We start from the raw sequence: 22,925 nt of genomic DNA, 5'->3' as shown, positions 1-22,925 counted from the left end.
TTTATTGTTGCTATTTATTGTTGCTATTTATTGTTGCTATGAATTTTAGTTTACTTATTAAGTGGGATGCTCAACAAGTAATCATCTGCGGTAATAAATAAGTATTTTTCATCAGTACTGAACGCACAATTGGAGGTAAACAGCCCTGTTTTTATTTTTGCTAATACCACACCTTGTTTATCGAACAACCAAACACCGCCAGGACCTGTTGCGAAAATAACACCACTAGAGTGTACTGCCATTCCGTCAGGGTAACCTTGCTCTCCTTCTTTACCAATAAGGTGCTGAGTATTATAAAACTCACGTTTTTTTGCTAGCAAACCATTTTCAAGTACGTCAAAAGCAAACCATGCAGAAGCCTCGGTATCAGAAACTGCGACATATAAGGTTTTTTCATCCGGTGAGAAGCCAATACCGTTTGGCACAGTTAACGTTTTATCTAAAAGCGTTAACTCTCCAGCAGTAGACAATCTATAAATACCCGCATAAGGCGTTTGCTGAATACGTTTATTATCCTTATTTTTGGCATGTTTATTTTTTACTTTTAATTGGCCGTTGTTATCAAAAACAAAATCTAAGCCAATCGGAGGATCAGTAAAATAAATACTTCCGTCGCTATGCATTACGCCATCATTAGTGCCATTTAACTGCAAATTATTATAATGGCTTGCCAACGTAGTAAAACTATTTTCAGGCGTAGTGATATCACCATTCATAGCCGCAATCGTTCTGCTACCAGTTCGCATCATGACTAATTGATTTTGTTTATTTAAGAGTAATCCATTTGCACCTGGGCCTTTATTACTCGGCGTATTAAAACCAACATTTTCTAGGTAAACACTTGAGCCATTTTCAACATCAAACTTGCGAATAATGTTGTCAGGAATATCAGTAAACAAAAGGAAATTATGCTCTTTAATCCAAACTGGTCCTTCAACCCAATTAAAACCTTTCCCTCTAACACTTATTAATGTTTCTTGAGTAATAAGTTCGAGTGCTTTTGGATCATAAATTTCAATTTTTCCTATTGTTTCATCGGTATCTGGCATAATAAAAGCAGGTGGTATTACTTGCTTAACTTGCTCTGTTTTTATAGATGACTGACAAGCAGTCATCATAAAAACGATGAAAATAGTGTAAACATGCAGAAGATAGAATCTATTCAGCATATTATTTCTCCGGCTTTGAAATAACAAAATGTCGCCCCATTTTTTTTACTATATTGTCAGGCTCACCCACTTCAGTGATCGACAATACCCAAGCGTATTTTCCAGGACCAAAATTTTCTAGCATTGAGTCAAATGGCAAAGAAAATGTACCATTTTCATTAACGCTCATTTTTACTTTGCCATGCTCTTCCCAGTTTTCACTGTTCAGTAACTTAATATGGATATCTCTCGCTTGTGTTACCAAATAATCAACCGTTAAGGTATACGCATCGTTATTTGAGATGTCTTTTGGCCAGCTAATTTTCTTAAACCCGTCTTTATTTGCTGTATTATCTTGTTTTTCTGTGGCTTTATTTACTTTATTATTTTTTTGATGCTGCTTGAATTTTTGTTGGGCAATAGCCGCTTGCTCTAGCGTTATTACTTTCATCATTTGAGTAGATGAATCACCTATACGGTCATTACCATTTTTTTTTCGTGGTGTTATAAAAGCATTCCAACGATAATTACCGGGTGGTAGCTCATCTATATCAAAGTTAAAATGAAACTTACCAGAATTTTTAATCGGTTTTTTTATCGTTTTAATATTGCGCTGGGTTTTCCCGTCTTTAAGAACAACATGTAAATCACGTTTGTTGCTAACTTCTACATCGATATTGATGACTGGAATTTCACCAACCGTTAGTATTTCTTGAACACTAAATGTATTGATTTTATCTTCTGCATTAACAAGTTGAGGGACGAAAACAATAACCGCTAGCGCAATTTTAACAAGTGGTATTAACATCTTATGGGTTATTAACATTGAATTACTCCTATTGTTTTTTAGTGATACTTATATTATCGATATAAACAGTATTACTTGTGCCACTAAGATGCTTTGGTGACATAATAATCCGTAACCTATCGTTTTCTGCCGATGGATTTTCGCGAGTAAACTCAGTTGACACTTTCACCCATTTACCCGCTTCTACTAACCTTAAATCAATAGCTTGTAAAACTTTCCAAGGTGCTTCAAGCGTTATATCTAACTGGTTTATATTACTGTTTGGCTCTAACCATACATCCACAGATAACTCGAATTTACCAGCAGGTAGTGACACACTTCCGTTCGGTGAAAAAGCGACGATCTCTTTACCTGACAAGGCTTGGTTTTGCTGAAACTTTAAACTTTTACGGCCACTAGAAAACATAAAGTCTTTATCATCAGTTATCGAAACAAATTGGGTATCCGTATCTTTGATAAACCATGCTTGAGCATATTTTTGACGGTTATCAGGTCTAGGCGATACTTTCTTGATATAAGGCCCTTCAAAACCAAAAAATGCCGGTTCTAATAAATTTGGATTTGGCTTTTGCCACACTCTGACATAATCAACTTCAAATGTTGCTGGCAAATTTTCTGCTTTAGGTATGCCATGCCAAGGAAATACTTCAGAGTCAAACCATAACTCTAGTGGGTTATTCAGTACCCATGCATCTCCTATTTCAGCTTTAGGCGTGTTACTGACTAATTCCCCATCAATGTAAACTTTTAAAAATTCATCTGACCATTCAACACCAAAAACATGGAAATCTTCGGTCATATTAAAATCAATTTTTTTAGTTGTTTTCCAAACTTTATTTTTAGCTGGGTGGCCAGGACGCCAATCGTGAATAGAAGTAGTAAATTTCTTTTCCACATCTGCATTACCTTTATTTACCTTGCCAATATGCTCAAAAATATCAATTTCGGAATGATATCCGGTCGCCCAAAAAGCGCCGGTCATTGCCGCTTTTGGTATTTTAACTTTTACTTCCATATAACCATATAAAAAGGAGTTTTGTGCAATAACAGCTGCAGTGGTTATGTTTTCATACTTATAACCTTCCGCCGCTTGCTTTTTAGGAGGTTGGCCGACAAATTCATAGTCTGGTTGCCACTGTGTGGTTAATATTAATTTACCGTCTTTTTGACTAACATTATGAGGCGCAAATTGTGAAGGTGCTCGACCTTTCCATAAATAGAATTCTTTGTTTTTACCTTGAACGTACCACTTTGATTCATCTATTACTTTAGCGTTAAACTCATCGCTGACTTTCGTATTTAATAACCAGCCCTCTTGGTTTTTTTGATCCGACGCAGGCGCTAACGTACTAGTTATTAACGTTTGGGCTGCATTAATTGGCGTTTTTTCAACGCTGAATTTATTATCACCCTGCACTTGGCAAGCTGAAACAATTGACAACAAGCTTGTTGTGATAAGTACTTTATTCAACATAATTTTATACTTTCTACTGATGGTTATAGTGTAAAACTTGCTAAGTTTAGCTAAGTTCATTTCAGCTTAATTCAGCTCAGTTCAGTTCAATTCAGTTAACGTTTTTTATAAACTCTGACCCAGTCAACTTGCATTGCACTTGGGTAGCCTTCAGATGTAGCCTCTTCTGGTACGGGACATCGTTCGAGTCCATCCGGGCAATTGTTATAGGTAACATGTGGTCGTCTTAACCCTAAAGATAACGTAACGTGCATAGGTAAATGCCAGTAAACATTAGGCTTTTCGGCCACTTTTTCCCCGTCAATGTACCAAATGATTTTTTCTTTAGAAACTTCTGCGCCATAAACATGAAAGTCGTCACGAGCGTCAAAATCAGCTTGAATTTTATTACGCGTTAGCTCTGGATATTTCCCGGGTCTTTTCCAAATTTCTTTACCGTTTTCAATTACTCGAGTATGCAAATTCATATCAATAACATTGGCACTATCATATTTTTTGTAACTGCCGTGAATCCATTCTGATTGCTGTAATTCGACAATATCAACTTCAGAATACGTGACGTTACCTTCCTCAGATTTTTTAAGGCCCATCGCGTTGATTTCTTCATTTAGACTATAAATCCAAAATGCGGGACTTGAACCTGGAAATGTTGGAATGCCCTTCATTCTTACTTCGTAATAGCCGTAAGTTTGATATTGATGGCTACGTAAAATGCCTGACTTATAAAACAAATTAACAGCGACTTTTTGTTTTTTTCCAGACCAACGTTTAGCTACATGTTCTTCATAAGTTAGAGAAATATTCAAATTCCCTTCGCTTACTTGAGTATTTTCTTGCTCCCACGACCATGGACCCCAGTCGTTTGGATCATTATCCCATTTATTTTTATTAATACTTTTATCGTTAAACTCATCTGACAACGGCTCAACATAAACCCATTGATTTAGATCTGTATTGTTAATAGTTGGCTTAATTGCGCTTGTTTTTTTTACTTCTGTTGCCTGACACCCTGTTAACAAAGTCACCAGTAATATCGATACTTTAAGATTATTTAACATTATTGAGTCCTATAAAAAAGCCATCCGTAAAGATGGCTATTTATTAATAGTTAAAGAAATTACTCTACTTCAACTTCTACAATAGAATAGTTATCGAGCTCGATTGAATCACCATTGCCGAAACCATATAGATCCCAGAATTGAAATGCAGCTGTATTTACGTTCCAATTTGCAGGAACTGTCCACTCTGTAGTGCCAGTAAGTGGGTTAATAAACTCAACTAACTGCCAATCAGTAGTATGCTTAAGTACAGCGGATACAGAACCTGTAACGCCATCTGTATAACGACCTGGGAAACCGTCTGTTACTCCACAACCATCACAGTTCCAAGCCAACAAGGTATGGTCTAATTTAAGTTCGTCAGTAGATTCAGCAGGTAACTGCGAAAGCTTTGCCCAAACAGCAAACTTAAATACTCTACCAACTGATTCACCACCTCGACCAAAGGTAAGGCTATGAAAGTTATTATTTGCATTCCAAACTTGTCGAGTCGTATTACCGAACTGTGCAGCGTCATCATTATTTGAGGTAACTAACAAACTTGTTCCATCTAGGCCACCAGCAACATGCGTAGCATTAGGACCCCAGTTACCAGCATTTAATAGAAGATCTGTAGGGCCATTTGGCAGTTCACCCGGTTCACAGGCATAGTTTCTTTCTGCAGTAACAGTGACCATTTGCTCTTGCACGTCATCTGAACTCGTTGCACCAGTATAACCAGCATCATAACCCACAGTTACAGTAGCCATTTCACCACTAGCTAAACTGTTAGTGAATTGACCAGTAGCACCGAAAGCACCATCGCTATGTTCATTAGAGAAGGTCTGAGTACCAGACATCCAACTATAGCTGTAATCACCCGATAACGTGTCAGCAACAATAGACGGTTCAACAGTAATACCTATCGCTGAACAAGTAGGAACCGATTTAGTGCCTAATGGTGCGCCTAAATCATTAACATCTTGATTAGTGATAGCTAAGTTAAATCCTGGTGTCACAGTGATGGTAGCAGTAGCATTGAGTTCAGAGTTTTCTTCACTCGTTACTGTAATGGTAGTTTCACCTTTGTTGTTACCCATTATAATGCCGTCATCATCGATACTGGCAATGGTTTGCTCAACAATTTCGTAAGTTAAATTACTGTTACAAGCGTAAGAAGGTAAAGTGGCTGATAACATCGGTGTAGTATCACCTGAGGCAACTTCAGTATTAAATGCTTGAACTTCAATAACAGGATCTGATATGGCATTAATGGTTAATAATAATTCGCGTTCTGGATGCTCAACCCCCGGTGCTAAATCAAAGCCATTATCAATTACATAATGCACACTGTAAGTAATAGATTGCGGAAAATCTCGCACACCATCACCAATGTTATTGCCATCAGCATCAACGGCGCCACGAACATCTGTGGTATCACACATGCGAAGTGCTTGGTCAAAAGCATCGGTAACAACAATTAACTTTGTTTTATCTTCTGAAACAAAAAATGGCGAGACACCTTGACTCGCTACATTACCAGCAGCTTGTGGTGTTACGAAATTATCATTAAGCGGTGCGAACCGAAAATTTCGAACATACACTGTTGATTCTGCTGGATCAATTGGTTGGCTATCTACTGTTGCGCCGAATAATAAATCTATTTCTATCACGCCGATAACTTCATCAATATTTACGACTAATGATTCTTCAGGAAACTGCACAGGATTTTTCGACTTAAAGTTATAGTCTTTACCTTCGTCAGCGCCACCACAGCCAATTAACGCTGCAGAAATCATCGTTAATAGCATTGTTTTTTTAAGTAAGTTAGTTTGCATCTTACAACTCCAATTTATTACTTGATTAAATTATTTTCCTGAATTTATAAATTCATAATTCGGCGTTTAATTTAACCAAGATTTATAGTTATTTTTTAATGGTTTATAGCGTTTATTAAAATGTAGCTCTAATACCCAAACGGTATTGACGACCACTTTTATAAACAGATACTGTACGATCTTGAGTTACACCGCCATCAGTAGCATCACCTTCATCGAATACAACTTCGCCCGCTTGATTCTGTGTGTCATAGCTTGTGTAAAAGTTACGACGCACTTCATCGGTAAGGTTACTTACTTGAAAGGTTAAGCTGTATGTCTTGTTAAAAGCATAACTTGAACTAAAGTCGAGTCTGTTGGTAGATTCTTGCCAAATAGCACCACCTGGTACACCATCATCAACTAACTGTACATCAGTGAAACGGTTAGCTAAGCGCAGTTGTAAACCATCTTTCTCATAGAAAATTGTCGCGTTAGCTGAATGCTTAGGCGTAAAAGCTTGCGGTAACGGTTGAGTAACTAAACCAGTTGTTCCGATAGTTTCAATTTCTTTTTCAGAGTCTTGATAAGTGTAATTAAGGCTTAAACCTAAACCAGACCAAATACCAGGTAAAAAGTCATAGGTTTGGGTGTAACCAAGCTCTAAACCTTTAATTTCTGCACCCTTACCATTTTTAACGATGTCAATAATGGCCGTGTGACATTCAATCTTCCATTCACTGGCTAATGAACCACCTGGATAACGATGTGGCATACAGTTGTCTGCATCACCAGGCTGACGATTTTCATCATAATCAAGCAATAAATTAGCATCAGTTAAGTCGTATTCTGAACGTACGTCTTTATAGTGAAATGGTGTGGCAACTGTTTCTTCAAAGTTAGACATTTTTTTATAAAATAAAGCAGCAGAGACAAGGCTAGCTTCGTCGAAATACCATTCAAATGATAAATCTAAGTTTTTAGATTCAAGTGGCTTCAGATCGGAGTTGCCAGCACTACCTGCAGCATTAGGACCCCAAATATTTTCATTAATTTGTAAACGTGGGTTTAATGAATCAAATTGTGGTCTTGCCATTGTTTTTGAAGCAGCAAAACGACCAATCATCTCATCATTAATCATGTAGTTAAGATTTATACTTGGGAGTAATAGTGTCTCAGAATTTGAACCACCAACAGAGGCTTCACGACGACTTGATGAGTCAACATTGCCATTTGGACCTGTCCAAGCAGTAGATAAATCTAGATACTGCCAAATAGCGCCATTAGAACTAAATCTTCTGTGATTACTTCTCGTTACATCAACTAAATTACCATTAATATCAACAATTTGATTTGGCAAAGGTAATAGTTCATTAACAAAAGGAGTAGCACCAGAATAATCAATATTGGTTAAGTTATTGGTGTTAATCCCGCCTGGTAAAACCCAGCTACCATTAACATAAGGAATAGTGTCTGAATTATTTAAATCATAACCATGAGTCAGTGCCCAATCCCAACAACCCGTTAGTTGATCTTGGTTAGTTGAACCAAATCGAGTATCTGGAACTCCTGTATCAGGGTTAATATTTGCCGTTGGTTCAGCACAAGGTTGTGAACCATTTATATCACCTAAACGACGTGCAATAAGTAAATCATACGGGTCAAGTAAATGAGGGTTACGATAGTAGTTAATACCACCTACACCCGATGCAGTATTTTTGTCTTTAACATAGCGAAGACCAATATTACCCGTTAAACGACCATCAAAACCTTCAAAATTGACTTTAACATAAGCAGAGTTCGATTCTGTTTCAATTTCACGTGTTCCGAGTGCATTGGCACTAACACCAACAGTGCCTGGGTCTCTGCCTGCAAAAGCAGCAATGGCTTTATTTGCGTCAAGCATTGGCCAACCACCAAAAAACTCACTGCTTCGGTCTCCAACTAAATCTTCAGCAAAATTATCGTAAGGAAAGGCTTCACCTGACATCATGTCAATAACGCCAATAGAGCCCATACCTACCGTACTGTAGTTAATATTAGGATCGCTGCGATCAACTAAGGCTGTACCCGTGTTAACGGTTTGATTTTGCGTATAAACATCTTTATTACGGTTTGAGTATTTAAAACCAAATTCAACTTTTGTTATGGTATCTAGAACGTCTACATCCCAATCGAAATCTACTTTAATTTGTTTATTGGTATCTGATTGATTGTTATCTCTGAAGGTTAAGCCACCAAGATGGTTTGCTTCTAAATCAAAAGGATTAAAACGACTAGTCGCTTGAGTTACACTGCCATCGAAAGGATCAATTACTGCCGCAGTTTGACCCATTGCAAAAGTACAATCTCCACCACTGAATGTACAGTCTAAACCAATAGGTTCAATGATTTCAGCAGGCATACCATCAATAAGTTGACGACCCGTTGTATTCCAAGTCGCCGTGGTTAACCCCACAAAGTTGTCAGTAACATCGTCAGTACCAGAATAACCTGCAGCTATCGCCATACGGAAAGTGTCGCTAAATTCGTGATCAAGCGTTAATGAAACAACATTTGTTTCTAATTCTCGTTCACCTTGGTTACGATTAAAAAAGCCAGATGATGAGCGACTGTAAGACTTATCAAGAGTACGTGTATCTAAATTTACTCCATTCCAATCGGTTACTGGATCATTTGAAGAAACACCGGTTAATGGTGCAAAGTTCAGACGAAAGTTATGATAATCAGTCGTAACGGTTTGCTTAGTGTGAGTAACGTCAAGTTGAATATTTGTAAAATCTGAAGCCTGCCATTCAAGGCCAGTAGAAACTGAAAATCTTTCACGTTCATTTGAAGTAACTGAAAAATCGCTCGAATTTCTTGCTAAAACATCTAATGGTCCATCTACAGCTATTTGCGTGTCTGGATCCCAATTAGCTAGGTCTTCAACGGTTTGACCTTCACTTAATAGGCGGATTGCTTTGCCTGTAGCTAAATCATGGGCCGTTCTGCCACTACTGGCAAATAAGTCAACAATAGGTACAGTAGAATCGACCCAGTCGGTATTTAAACTATCTTGACGGGTTTTCTGTTTGTCATGCGAAAGCGTGATAACAAAGCCTAAGGTATCATCGAGAAATTTGTCAGCAAAACTCGCACCAATACGGCCATCATTTTCTTGTGAAAAGTCATTATAACGACCTTCAACATTAAACGAACGACGTGGCGCGTTTAATGAAAGTGGTTTAACGGTGCGTAAAATAACACTTGCACCTAATGAACCTTCATCTTGATCTGCTGATGATGTTTTAACAACGTCAATTGATGACAATATATCTGAAGAAAAAGAGCTTAAATCAACACTTTGATCAGCCGAAGGATTATTGCCACCACCTGATAAGCCGCTGGTTAAAGAAACACCATTAAGCGTTATTTGGTTTAAACTTGGACCGGCACCACGCACAGAGATTCTTGTACCTTCACCATCTTCTTCCTGAACAGTAACACCGGTAACACGTGATAATGCGTCACCAATATTTTGATCCGTAGATTTACCAACATCTTCAGCAAATATCGAATCACTAACACTGTCAGAGAAACGTTTAGAATTCATCGACTTTCGTAAACTACCCTTAAAGCCAGTAACTTCAATCACTTCAATGTTTTGAGTTGGTTTTTGTTTCTTTGCAACTTCTTCAGCTTTTTTTACTTCAACTGCAGTGCTAACCTCTTCAGCTGCCATTGCATACGGTGAAGTAATAAATGTTGTTATTATAGCAACAGATAAAGCTTTCAATTTAAAATGCTTATTCATGTAATCTCCCCAGTTCTTTATGTTGTATAGGCTTTACTACTTAATTAAACGCCCTTTTTATTCTTAAATTCAATCGTAGTTACTTAATCTTTATTTTCTAAATCTACTTTTCTGTACTTATCCATTCGGTCAATATCGTAGTTTTCAAATTCACGTTTAAGTAACCAACGCGGTCGTTCTAAAGTTGATTCCCAAGCAAATAACTGCTTAAACATTTTTTTTACTTTTTCAGGATGTTTACTCGCCACGTTATGAACTTCTCTAATATCTTCAGGAACATAGTAAAGTTCTGCTGGGCGGTCAGGAAAACGTATTAACTTCCAATCTCCTTCACGAATTGTCGCTCTGGTATCTTTTTTCCAATAAAGAACGTCGTGTGGACGGTTGTTATTGTCTTGTTGGATATATGGCATAAGATCTACACCATCTATACCTGGTAAGTCTTTCGTTAAACCGCCACCAGCCGAATAAAAAGTTGGTAGTAGATCAAATAGGCTAACCGGGTATTCATAAGTAGAGTTAGCTTGAATATGATTAGGCCACTTCATTAAGAAAGGTACTCTAAGACCACCTTCTAAGTGATTAGATTTTGTCCCACTAAACGGTGCATTGCTTGAAGCATTTTTATCGCTTGGTCCGCCATTGTCGTTGGTAAAAATAACAATGGTGTTGTCATCAATACCCAGTTCGGCCAACTTATCCATTATTTTTCCAGAAGCTCGGTCTAATGCCAGAGTCATCGCAGCTAATGTTTTTAACTTGCCTTTAAGGGCAGGAAATTTAGCAAGATCTTCTGGTTGAGCGTCCATAGGTGTATGAACCGCATTAAAAGAAACAAAGGCAAAAAATGGTTTATCTTCTTTAGCGTTTTTTTCTATAAATTGTATAGTTTCTTCAGCAAGTACATCGGTGTAATAACCTTTAGGTTCTTCAAAGTTACCAAAGTTACGCTCGTTAAGATCTAGTTTACTCGCTGGTGCTTTTGAATAAGCAAAGTAGCTACGTGCACCACCTCTGAACCCGTAAAATTCGTCAAAGCCTCTTTTTAATGGGTGAAACTTATCTGCGCCACCAACATGCCATTTACCATAAAAACCGTTGGTATAACCGAGTTTTTTAAGGTAATCAGCCATGGTAACTTCTTCAACAGGAATACCCATATCACTGCCATCTGCTGCAGAGTTCTCACTCATATAACCAGGCACGTTATTCTCTTCAAAACCAAATCTTTGTTGATATTTACCAGTGATAAGGCCCGCTCGTGAAGGACCACATGTAGGATCCGTTACATAAGCCTGTTGAAATTTAACGCCTTGTTGAGCAAGCTTGTCTAAATTAGGCGTTTGCATGATTTTACTACCATGAAAACCAAAGTCTGCATAACCAGCATCGTCAGAAAACAGTAAAACGATATTAGGCTGTTTAACTGACTTATTAGTATTGCTTTCATCCGCAGTGACTGCCATCGCATGACTTAACGGTGCTAAAGCAGTAATAAAAGCGACACAAGTAAATAAAGATTTAATTGAAATATTCATATTAGTCATTCACTAAAATTGAAACGCGTTTATTGGTTAAGTATTCTTCAAGGCTATAGCGTGAACAATCTTTACCAACACCACTTTGCTTTAAACCACCATGAGGTAAATGCACGGCATAATGAACTTCATTGATACAAACGCTACCCGCTTGAATTTCATTGGCTGCTTGCATGCCACGTTTTAAGTTAGTGGTATAAACATAGGCCGATAGGCCATATTCGCAATCATTGGCTAAAGCGATAATATCGTCAGCATCACTAAATTGAATAATAGGTAAAACAGGACCAAATATTTCTTCTCGAGCAACCGACATATCAACGCTAACGTTTGTCAAAATTGTAGGCTCCATGTAAAAGCCTTTAGTACGAGAAGCTGGCACTTTGCCGCCTAAAGTTAAAGTGGCACCTTTTGTAACTGCATCATCTACCAGTGAAAGAATGCGTTTACGTTCTTTTGCATTAATAACAGGTCCCATTTGACGACCTTCGCCGCGTCCAGCGCCAAGTACAAGACCTTCTGCGTGCGCTTTGGCTTCAGCAATAAACTCTTGATAAACCGACTCGTGAACAAAACAACGGTTGGGTGAAACACAAACTTGACCACTGTTACCGTATTTAAGGTCAATAATATTGTGTGCTGCTTTTTTAACTTCAGCATCATCATAAACAATTACAGGTGCATTACCGCCAAGTTCAACTGAAAAATGTTTCACGCTAGTACAAGCTGTTTGCATCGCTTTAACACCTGAATTGGTTGAGCCAATCATGGTAAATAAAGCAGGGATTTTACTGGTTAATAATGGATTTGTTACATCATAGTCATTACTGGTAATAACATTAATAACACCAGCAGGAAAACCAACTTCTAGGGCTAACTCGGCACATCTTAAAGTGGCAAGTGGCGTTACTTGTGATGGTTTTATAATGCTACTACAACCTGTGGCAAGTACTGGCGCTAGTTTGTAACCGAAGTTTAGTAATGGAAAGTTCCAAGCTAAAAATCCTACCGCAACCCCAATAGGTTGACGTTGAATGTAATGATGAAATCTTCCATCAGGGTCTACAATAACAGGCTGTTCAACACGTTTAGCTTCTTCAACAAAGTAACGTAAACAAGTCACTAACATACCAAAATCGTATTCAGCATTATCAATGGGCTTACCTGATTCGCTAATAAGAATATCGACAATTTCGTCTTTGTGTTGTTCCAATAAATTGGCATAAGCTAAAATGAGTTTTTCTCTGTCTGCTACAGAAACTTTAGACCAAAGCTTGAAGCCTTGTTCTGCTGCAGCTAAAACAGCTTCAACTTGTTGGGCTTCAATTTGAGGTACGTGTGCAACCGTTTGTTCGTTATCAGGGTTGATCACTGGAAAAGTAGTAGCCGAACTGACACGTTCGCCATTTATAATCATTTTATATTGAATATCGTTCATTTTGATTCCGTCATACAGATAGTAAATTCGTTTAAAGCGTCGTTATCTATTTCAACACCGAGTCCTGGTGCAGAAGGAACAATGGCTTCACCTTGCTTAACTTCAACATTAACTTTGTAAAGATTGTCTCTTAAAGGGTTTTCGGTACGGTCATACTCTAAATATAAGGGTTTAGATTCAGCACGCCCTGGTTCAGAATAAGCTGTGGCTAAGAAATGTGTCGCTGCTGCTAAGTTTAATTGCGTACCCCACACATGCGGTATCATGTTTAAACCACTAGCTGATGCTAATGCGCGTATTTTAAGTGCTTCGCTTGGACCACCACAATAAGCTAAATCGGCTTGTACTAATTGAACACCGCCCTGCTCAATAAGTCTTTTAAAACCGTAACGTGTTTGCTCACATTCACCGGTTGCTATAGCGATATTGGTTTTATCTTGTAGTTGTCTGAATAAGTCAGGATGTTCTGGCGATAAAGGCTCTTCAAACCAATGATAATCATTATCTTCGAGTATTTTTGCTATTTTAAGTGCTTCTGGTAGATCATAAGCATGATTTGAATCAGCGGCTAAAACAGTATTTGGCAGTGCTTTACGCATGGCTTTAATAAGCTTTTCATCAAAGGCTAAGTTCTTACCAACCTTTATTTTCATTGCCTTGAAGCCTTCCTCTGCGTAGGTAACAGCTTCTGACACTAAGGTATCGAGTAATTTATCTTCAGGGAGATCTTGGAAGTACATACCCGTGGCATAACAAGGAACGGTGTTTCTAACTGCCCCGCCCATTAATTGGCTTACACTTAAATTTAATGCTTTGCCTTTTAAATCCCACAATGCCATATCAATACCCGACATTGCTGCCATCATGATACCTGAACGAGCGAAATCTAATGACGACCGCCACATATGGTGCCAAATAGCTTCTGTAGATTGGGCATCCATTCCCATAAGTCTTGGTGCGTAAAATTTTTCAACCGCGGCTTGAATAACATCAGCAGGACCGTAACACTCTCCCCAGCCAGATGTACCATCATCAGCAATAACTTCGATGAGTAGAACATTACGCTGGTTATAGAACCACTGAGAAAAACCAAAAGGTTTTTTTAATTCGCATCTTATATGGTGAGTTCTTATGCATTCTATTTTCATTTGTCTTTAACCTGCTTGTTTGGCCAATGGGAAATAGTTAGTTTAATTGTATTAACACAACACAAATTAACTCAGCCACATAAATTATATTTGTAAAAGTAATACATAGTTAAACATATGATGTTTCGATTTACAACAAAATATATTAAAAATTGACCAACATTTAATTAAAAAAGTTTTAACTCTATAAATATCAACAATTATTATGATGAAATAATTATTTATCAGCTAAAAAAAGAATATTTCTACTATTGAGTAGTTATAATGATAACGTTTAAGGCGAGAAGGTAAAACATTGGTTTGCATAAGTTTTATGCTTTTTAGACGATGTACGTAACGTTAGATAGATTGATAGATAGATAATGTATTGAGTTATGAGAAGCCTTAGATTCTGAGCTATTACCTTTTATTCCAGCAAATTCGCATGCGTTTATTGGCATTAGAGTCAGCCACTTCTTGAGTGATAACCTTATTAACAATGGGCTCTAGTCTTTCAATAAGTTTTTCGGCATTGAAATGTGTTTTATTCTTTTTGAAATTTGATTCATTGGCATGAACAAAGGAGACTTTTGCTTTTGCTGAAGGCCCACCTTCTGCAAAAGAAATTTTGTTTGTTACCTTATTACGACTTTTGTTACACCAACTACCAGCTTTTAGCTGACTCTTTTTAAAATGTTTATAACCGCTGGTTAACGCTAATTTAGATGCATGTAGCATTAACATGTTTCTTGCTCTTTGTGGGTCACTACCTCCGTCGAGTTTAACGGTAATAACATATTCGCTTTGACTAATACGCTCTTCTGTAACACCTAACTGATATAAACCGGCTAAAGCTCCTTGCTCATATTTTTCTTGTTGTACAACTTTATAAGGGGTTGGTTGATAGGCGCATGCTGAAAGTGCAACCATAGTGAACAATAGTAGCGGTTTTATAACACTCATCTCTTTGCCTCATATATACAAAAGAATTATTTACTTAAAAAATCTTACAGTTACCTGATTTAATCAGGCAACTGTAAGCTACTCATTGCTATATAGCTCTCAAGTTAATTTCTCAAAGAGTTAATGCGCTTTTTCATCACCTTTTAAATTAAAAGTTTCATGAAACCTTGGCATACCCATTTCTCTCCACATAGTGCCTTCTTCATGATGATGAAACCATAAAGGTTGTGGATTGGTCCAACTCCAAACTTCCATTTCAGCGATCATTTCTCTAACAATGAACGGATGTTTGCTACTCACATCATTACTTTCACTTTTGTCTTTATCTACATCAAACAGTTGCCATTCTTTACCTGTATTAACAATTTTCCAATTGTCTCTGCGAGCAGCAGCTTCTGAAAAGCCTTTTCTATGTCTCACTGCGTAGATCATTTCACCTGGTCTAGGATTAGAACCTGCAATTAAATCGTGCATAACATCTTTTCCGTCTAACTTTTTATTATCCGGTATTTTAGCGCCAGCAAGCTTTGCAAATGTTGGGTATAAATCTAAAGTAGATATTGGGTAACTAAAGGTTTTTCCTTCAGGAACGTTTTTAGGCCAATGGAAAAACATTGGCGTTCTGTATCCCCCTTCTAATACGCTACCTTTACGCCCTCTTAATGGAGAGTTATTGGCACCAAGATTTGGCTTACCGCCATTGTCACTAAAAAATACAATTAACGTGTTGTCGTATTGACCTGTTGCTTTAAGCGCTTTTACAATGTTATTAACACCACGGTCGACAGCATAAACCATACCTGCATAGATTTTTCGTTTCTGGTCTTTTATTTCTGGAAACTCTGCCATGTCTTCTTCTTTAGCTTGCATCGGTGAATGCGGCGCATTGTAAGACATGTATAAAAAGAAAGGCTGGTCTTTATTGGTAGCTGATTTTTCAATAAAATTGACCGCTTCTCGTGATAAACCATCGGTTACGTATTCTTTTTCATCAACTTCTTTGCCGTTATGCTCAAGGGGTCTGAGATAATGAAAGATACTATGATTTAAACCTTGCTTACGCTGACGTTCATATTGAGGTTTATATTTCGATGGGAAATAATCATGCCCACCATTTAAAAAGCCATAAAAGTCATCAAAGCCACGGTTATTCGGATGAAACTCAGCTTCTTCGCCTAAATGCCATTTACCAATAGCACCCGTTTTATAACCCGCATCTTGTAATACTTTGCTGATAAAAACTTCTTCTGTTGGTACACCTAAACCGCCTGAACGATTACTTGTTGGTAAGTTAAATTGCGATCCAAATTTATGTGGGTATCGACCTGTCATAATGCCCGCACGACTAGGTCCACAAAATGGGTGTGCGTTATAGGCAGAGGTTAATACCACGCCTTCTGCTGCTAACTGATCTAAACTTGGCGTTTTAATATCAGTTGAACCATTAAAACCAACATCGGCATAGCCCATATCATCGGTTAAAATAACCAAAATATTGGGCCTTTTATTCTCAGTTGTGTTGAGTGAGTCTTCAGCTGCATACGATGCTTGACTGGCAATGACACAAAAACACGCTAAAACTATCTTACTGAGTGATATATTACTTTTCATTATTTTTCCTTAAACATTCCTGCATAAAAACTACATATTAATTGTGTATAATCGCGAGAACTAAAGTAATCCACGGGCGTTCATGTGGTGTCGAAAACGCTCAACAGATGGGTCGCTAACTCTTACTAATTCTTGTTCTAATAGTGCAACCATCGTTTTTAATTTTTTACGGTATAACTTATTGTTAATTTGATTGTCTTTTTCAATCGGGTCTTTAACAAGATCATAAAACTCATCTCGGGTATCGCCTGGATTCCAAACAAACTTCATTTCTGGCGTTCTAATTGCTCTAATACCGAACCAAGAACCGTTGTACCATTCATAAGCATAAAGCGCAGAGTCTACTTTACCCTTATCAGCGACATCACCTTTTGTCATTAGCGGTAGTAAAGTACGACCATCTATATCTTCATCAGCCTTTAGTCCCATAATTTCAGTTAAGGTTGGGGCAATATCAATAATAGATACTTGTCGATTAACGATTTTCGGCGCAAGTGCTGGTGTGCGGATCAGTAGCGGCATACGCATTAATTCGTCATAAGCATAAGGTCCTTTGTCATAAAGGCCATGTTCACCTAGCATGCTGCCTTGGTCACCGACCAAAAGAATCGTTAGGTCATCATACATGCCTTCATCTTTTGCGGTTTGAATTAAGTCACCTACAATACGGTCAACCATGGCGATAGCGCCATAATAAAACGCACGAGATCTACGCCAATCTAAATCAGACATATGGCCTACATCATGCCATGGCCACCATATTCCATCTTGCGCCAGGGGTTTATTTACCCGCTCTATTAAATGATTTTTGGGTAATTTAAGGGCCATAGGGTCAAACATACTGGCGTAAGGCTCAGGCACACGATAAGCAGGATGCGGTTGGTTGAAACTCACCACGCCAAAAAATGGCCGCTTGTCTTTGGCCGCCTGTTTTATCATGTTTTTACCATAAACAACTTTGCTATAGGCTTGAGTATCTTCATATCCGCCAGGCAAAGTCATAAAGTATTCATGCTTTTCGTCATTAGCGTCTAACTTACCCTCATAATAACCTTTAACTTGTGGTACTTTTTCATATGGAGTCCAAGGGCGAGTGAAGCGTTCGCGAGGTTCGTGACCTTGACCTAAATCTATTTCAGCACCACGTAATTTAGTGCCCTGAGCCCCTAAATGCCATTTACCAACATAACCGACTAAGTAACCAGCTTCTGATGCTTTGCGCATTATGCCGCCCTCTTTTTGATCGAGTTCGGATAAGCGTGAATGATAAAGTTCAACATTATCGTCTAAACCTGTTTTGTGTCCCCAACGACCCGTAAACATAGCCGCTCTAGAAGGCGAACAAAGTCCTGTTGTTGTCATGGCATTATCAAACCGAACTGACTGATTTGCTAACGCGTCAATATTAGGCGTATTAACTGGACCACCACGGTATGAAAACGTATCAAAACGCATGTCGTCAAACATAATAACAAGCACATTCTCTTTAGTATTTAATGCTTTATCAGTAGCTTGGTCACTATAGGCTGACAGAGAAGTAAATAGCACAGAAAAACTGGCGGTTAAAGCAAGCAGGTTAGCTTTCTTAGCAAAAGTTAAATTAACGGTTTTTATTGATTTGGTTAACTCGTTAGAGAAACCTTGTGTAGAAAGGAGTTTTTTTAGAGAAAAGTTCATTTTCACCTCAAATATTTTGTTGAGCTGTTGGCATTGTTAATCTAAAACATAACGTGGATGGCCAAAATTAATACACGAATACAAATAAATATATTATGTCTAAAGATAAGGCCTAAATATAACGCTTAAACATAAGGTCTAAAATTGTATCAACCCCAAACAATAGGATTGATACAATTTTAATGAGTCATTGATACTCGTGTTTTCTAATGATGTTAACTACTTATGTTTACAGCAAATACTGCTAGCGATAATTATTTAGTGATCTACTTTATAAGTCATGTGCTCAGGTTTTTGCCAAACTCTTAAGTATTCAATTTCAAAGTCGACAATACCGTCGTCTTTTTCGCCCTCAGGACTGTTAGCTTCTAAATCTTCTTTAGAATCAGGGAAGCCTCTCCAAGGGAAAGATTCTGAATCTAACCAAAGGTGCATAGCTTTATCAATTACCCAACCTTTATCACGGCCTTTTGTTTTAGCAAAGGCTTCTACATCAGCAATAGACACATCAGAAAACAATTTGCCATCAACAAAATAACGAAGTCCTGTTTCTGACCATTCAAAACCATAAGTGTGGAATGTTTCTGCAACTCTAAAGCCTAAGTCTTTTGTTTCGGTGTAAGTTACGTTCTTGCCATTTTCATGACCATATTTTGGATCCCAATCATGAACCGTCCACCAAAGATCACGGTCACGATGACTTTTGCCTGGTAAACGGTGACTACCGAAATGCTCAAAAACATCAAGTTCTAATGACGTATCGTTACGCTGGCCATTTTTTTCTTCATGGCGGGTAAACCATAACGCACTCGATACTTCAGCATCAGCGGCTTTTGCACTCACTTCTATATAGCCGTAACGAAATAGTTTACGGTTGATAATTGCTGCCGTGGTAAAGTTTTCGTATTTGTATTTTACGTTATCTATCCCTTGCGCCGTTTCAAAAGGAAAATCAGGTTCCCAACGGGTAGATATTTTTAACATACCATCTTCTAATCGTACATTACGTCCAGAAAACTGTGCGGGTGCACGGCCAATCCATACTTCACGTTCTGGGTGATCAGGATCTTTATATATAGGCTTGCCATTCTCATCAAGCTTACCGACAATATACCACTTATCTTCATCTAACGATTTACTATCAAACTCATCGCTAACTTCTTTATTTAAAGTCCAACCCGCTTTATTTTGAGGATCTGACAAAGGTAAAAAATTATCAGATTGTTTAACTTCAATTGTTTCTAGTGCTTTTTCTGTCGATGATTTGTCTGTAGATATTGTTTCACTACATCCAGCAAGTGCCAGTGCAGAAATAGCAAGTAAAGGTAAACTGCCACTAAATATAAAATTCTTCATGTATTCACGCCCCCAAACGGTACTTTGTCGTTTTATGTTGAATCGTCCAATGAACTCGGCACTTATTCATAAAACAATAATTTATGTAGTACATATATAAACATATGATGTTTTGACATGCAATATATAATATCAATTATTATTTTTAACCACTTTAAAGATAAATTAACAACGTAAATAGGTTGATCTCTTGTGCAAATAATGCTCTCATCACATAAACCGATACATCATATGTTTATATTATTGGACATACACCGTTTGATAAAAGAAAGTTAAGGAAGAACATGAAACAACCAAATAAATTTAGATTATTGCCACTCGGTATTGCGATTACCGCAGCACTCAGTTCTAACGTTACCATTGCCCAAGAGCAAAAAGATGGAGCTATAGAAGTTATTAGCGTTACAGGGATTCGTAGCAGTTTAACCGAGTCGATGGATAAGAAAAAAAATGCATCCTCTATCCAAGATAGTATTGTTGCTGAAGACATTGGTAAATTTCCTGATCAAAACGTAGCCGAGTCTTTACAGCGGATCAGTGGTGTAATGATATCTCGTAATAACGGTGAAGGCTCTAAAGTTACCGTTCGAGGTATGGGACCAAAATTTAATGCTGTAAAAGTAAACAACAGAACAATAGCCACAACAGATTTTGGTCGAGAGTTTGATTTTCAAACCCTACCATCTGATCTAATTTCTGGTGCCGATGTAATTAAAGCATCGAGAGCGAATATTGCTGAAGGCAGTTTAGGTGCTTATATTAACGTAAATACTGCTCGCCCTCTCAATAGCCCCGGTTTACAAGCCGTTGGCTCATTTGATTTTGTATATAACGACCTCGCTGAAGAATACGATCCTAAAGGCTCTGTTATTATCAGTAATACCTTTTTAGACGATAGCTTTGGTGTTTTACTCGGTTTTGCAAAACAAAAAACAACTAACAGAATTGATGCTGCTGGTACAACTCATTGGTCATCATTCCAAGCAGATAATACAACGGTAGCACCAGGTCCAATTACTGATGAAGCCGGCAATGCCGTTACAGAAGGTACAGTTTGGTACCCTGGCCGTGCTACATATACCATGGACACTGAAGAGCGCGAACGTACAAGTGCGAACTTAACCTTACAGTGGGCACAAAATGATGATATTACACATACCTTTGATGTTTTATATTCCGACTTAAGTCGACAAGCATTAAGTAATGGTATGCAAGTTCCTCTACACTTTTCTGGTTGGCAAGATGTTATCGTTTCAGAAAACATGACGGCAATCAAAGCGACTAAATCAGCAAGCCCTATTGACGGTTTATTTCAGGAGCGTGGACAAGATTCAGAAACAATAGCTTTAGGCCTTAATAGCATATATTTAGTCGATAAATGGACATTCGCCACCGACATCTCTTATTCAAAAGCAACAGCTGACCCACGCGGTAACACGCTAGTGACAAACTTTGTTAATAACAATGTTGATCAAAGTGTAAAACCCGGTGACCCTGGTTATTTGCCAGACCAACAAAATGGGTTAATTGTTGGTCAAGATTATATTGAATTTGACAGCAGTAACGGCGATGTCATTCAAATAGATTCTAGTATTGATTACGCTGATCCTGCTTCAGTTCGTACCCACTGGAATGATATACAACATCAAGAAATTGAAGATGAAATTTTAGAGGTGAAATTTGACACAAACTACGATGTAGATGACGGTTTCATTAGTTCTGTTGATTTTGGATTTTCCTATACTGACAGAGAAAAATCTCAAAAATCATTTGGTGTAGATGGTTGTGGTAGCGTAGTAAATACGTGTGGTAACTTCTTAGATCTTGATGATAGTTTATTCTCTATTAATAACAACAGCAGTTTCCTAAGTGAAGTCAGTGGTAATTTTCCTCGAGAATTTGTTTTAATTAATGATATTAACGATTATAAAGCGGCAATAGGTAATATTCGCGGCGAACCCAATTGGACTGACGAAGTATTACGACCTGAGAGTTCAGTAAAAAATACTGAAGAAATTTTTGCCGCTTATGCCCAAGTCAATTTAATGGGTGAATTAGATGTTTTTTCTTGGAGCGGCAATGTAGGTTTACGATATGTAGATACACAGGTTGCTTCATCAGGCCACAGCATCGAACGTTTGGCGTTAATAGAGAAACCCGTACAAGATGGCGGTGGTTTAGCGCTAGAAGCCACCTATTCAGAGCCTGCTGTTATAGAAGTCGCGTCTGATTATCAAAAATGGTTACCAAGCTTTAACGTTAACATGGATTTTGGCGAAGGCTTTTTTATTAAAGCAGCGGCAGCAAAAGTAATATCTAGACCCGCACTTGAAGATACTGGCGTTAATAAAAGTTATCAACAAAACCCCCGTGCAGGTGATTTAGCCACCAGTGGTGGTAATCCTTATTTACAACCTTATGAAGCAAAACAGTTTGATACCTCATTTGAATATTATGATGAGTCAGGTAACGCCTATTCATTAGGTTTATTCTATAAAGATATTACCAGTTTCATTTCTACTCAAACAACCAGTGTTGATACGGGCTTAAATATAGACGGTTGGGGCCCTGTGTTTGAAGCCATCACTCAAAAGTCTAATCGTAGTGGCGGAACAGTTAGCGGCTTTGAAATAGCAGCCCTTCATTATTTTGACTACTTACCTGGCTGGCTCAGTGGCTTTGGTATGCAAGCTAACTATACCTTCACAGATAGTAAAGATGATGATGCAAGTGAGTTTGAACGCCCAAATGTTCAATCACCTGGTAGTGGCTTAGAAGGGTTCTCTGAAAATTCATACAATGTTATTGCATTTTACGAAATCGATGGCTTTCAAGCTCGAGCGGCATATAACTGGCGTGAAGGGTTTTTAGAGTATCGTTCAGGACCAAGAATAGGCAGCAACGGCTTACCTCAACATGTTGATGATTATGGTCAACTTGATCTAAGTACTTCTTATGATATTAATGAAAATTTAACAATTTCTGCAGAAGTAGTTAACGCCACTAACGCTAATATTTTAGAATATGCTGATGTTAGAGAACGTGTAACAAAGCTTGAATATTCTGGCAGACGATACCAAGTGGGTATTACAGCTAGATTTTAAGTGCCATTGTTATAAAGCAATTAAGCCTCGT

Annotated in this window: 14 protein-coding genes; 1 reads left to right on the top strand and 13 read right to left on the bottom strand. The window is 37.9% G+C overall.

The genetic code is table 11. The features are described from left to right. Positions 1–50: 50 nt before the first annotated feature. From A3Q33_RS18145 to A3Q33_RS18085, 13 genes are all read right to left on the bottom strand, one after another. Entirely contained in the window at positions 51–1,169 is a 1,119-nt protein-coding gene (locus tag A3Q33_RS18145) for an SMP-30/gluconolactonase/LRE family protein (protein ID WP_081181182.1), read from the bottom strand. Between the two features lies 1 nt (position 1,170). Further along, positions 1,171–1,974, bottom strand: coding sequence for a hypothetical protein (locus A3Q33_RS18140; protein ID WP_081181181.1), 804 nt, complete (start codon positions 1,972–1,974; stop codon positions 1,171–1,173). A 10-nt stretch (positions 1,975–1,984) separates the two neighbouring features. Next, positions 1,985–3,430, bottom strand: a complete 1,446-nt coding sequence (locus A3Q33_RS18135) for a family 16 glycosylhydrolase (protein WP_196798003.1) — start codon at positions 3,428–3,430, stop codon at positions 1,985–1,987. A 95-nt stretch (positions 3,431–3,525) separates the two neighbouring features. After that, positions 3,526–4,488 (bottom strand): family 16 glycosylhydrolase, encoded by a 963-nt coding sequence (locus tag A3Q33_RS18130; RefSeq protein WP_081181179.1) that lies wholly within the window; start codon positions 4,486–4,488, stop codon positions 3,526–3,528. A 59-nt stretch (positions 4,489–4,547) separates the two neighbouring features. Next, a complete protein-coding gene (locus A3Q33_RS18125; protein WP_081181178.1) occupies positions 4,548–6,305 on the bottom strand; it encodes an Ig-like domain-containing protein in 1,758 nt (585 codons plus the stop codon). Positions 6,306–6,420: 115 nt separating this feature from the next. After that, entirely contained in the window at positions 6,421–10,080 is a 3,660-nt protein-coding gene (locus tag A3Q33_RS18120; RefSeq protein ID WP_081181177.1) for a TonB-dependent receptor, read from the bottom strand. 83 nt (positions 10,081–10,163) lie between these two features. Further along, positions 10,164–11,618 carry a sulfatase-like hydrolase/transferase gene (locus A3Q33_RS18115; protein WP_081182765.1) on the bottom strand — a complete coding sequence of 485 codons (1,455 nt, stop codon included), beginning with the start codon at positions 11,616–11,618 and terminating at the stop codon, positions 10,164–10,166. Position 11,619: 1 nt separating this feature from the next. Continuing rightward, positions 11,620–13,056 (bottom strand): aldehyde dehydrogenase family protein, encoded by a 1,437-nt coding sequence (locus A3Q33_RS18110; protein ID WP_081181176.1) that lies wholly within the window; start codon positions 13,054–13,056, stop codon positions 11,620–11,622. After that, complete coding sequence (locus A3Q33_RS18105; protein ID WP_081181175.1) at positions 13,053–14,204, bottom strand: mandelate racemase/muconate lactonizing enzyme family protein; 1,152 nt, start codon at positions 14,202–14,204, stop codon at positions 13,053–13,055. The genes A3Q33_RS18110 and A3Q33_RS18105 overlap by 4 nt, the downstream gene beginning before the upstream one ends. Before the next feature lie 399 nt (positions 14,205–14,603). Beyond that, positions 14,604–15,146: a hypothetical protein gene (locus A3Q33_RS18100; RefSeq protein ID WP_081181174.1), complete on the bottom strand. Its 543-nt coding sequence runs from the start codon at positions 15,144–15,146 to the stop codon at positions 14,604–14,606. 120 nt (positions 15,147–15,266) lie between these two features. Then, positions 15,267–16,757 carry a sulfatase-like hydrolase/transferase gene (locus A3Q33_RS18095; RefSeq protein ID WP_081181173.1) on the bottom strand — a complete coding sequence of 497 codons (1,491 nt, stop codon included), beginning with the start codon at positions 16,755–16,757 and terminating at the stop codon, positions 15,267–15,269. A 60-nt stretch (positions 16,758–16,817) separates the two neighbouring features. Then, positions 16,818–18,434, bottom strand: coding sequence for a sulfatase-like hydrolase/transferase (locus A3Q33_RS18090; protein WP_081181172.1), 1,617 nt, complete (start codon positions 18,432–18,434; stop codon positions 16,818–16,820). Between the two features lie 258 nt (positions 18,435–18,692). Further along, the gene (locus A3Q33_RS18085; protein WP_081181171.1) at positions 18,693–19,790 is read right to left on the bottom strand and encodes a family 16 glycosylhydrolase; all 1,098 of its coding nucleotides are present in this window, start codon (positions 19,788–19,790) and stop codon (positions 18,693–18,695) included. A gap of 284 nt (positions 19,791–20,074) precedes the next feature. Between A3Q33_RS18085 and A3Q33_RS18080 the strand changes: the two genes are divergently transcribed. Continuing rightward, positions 20,075–22,894: a TonB-dependent receptor gene (locus A3Q33_RS18080; RefSeq protein WP_081181170.1), complete on the top strand. Its 2,820-nt coding sequence runs from the start codon at positions 20,075–20,077 to the stop codon at positions 22,892–22,894. Positions 22,895–22,925 lie beyond the last annotated feature (31 nt).

Source organism: Colwellia sp. PAMC 21821 (assembly GCF_002077175.1).
In the GTDB taxonomy this organism is placed as follows: Bacteria; Pseudomonadota; Gammaproteobacteria; order Enterobacterales; family Alteromonadaceae; genus Cognaticolwellia.
Note: the sequence above shows the minus strand (reverse complement) of the source record. Positions and strands in the feature narration are given on the sequence as shown.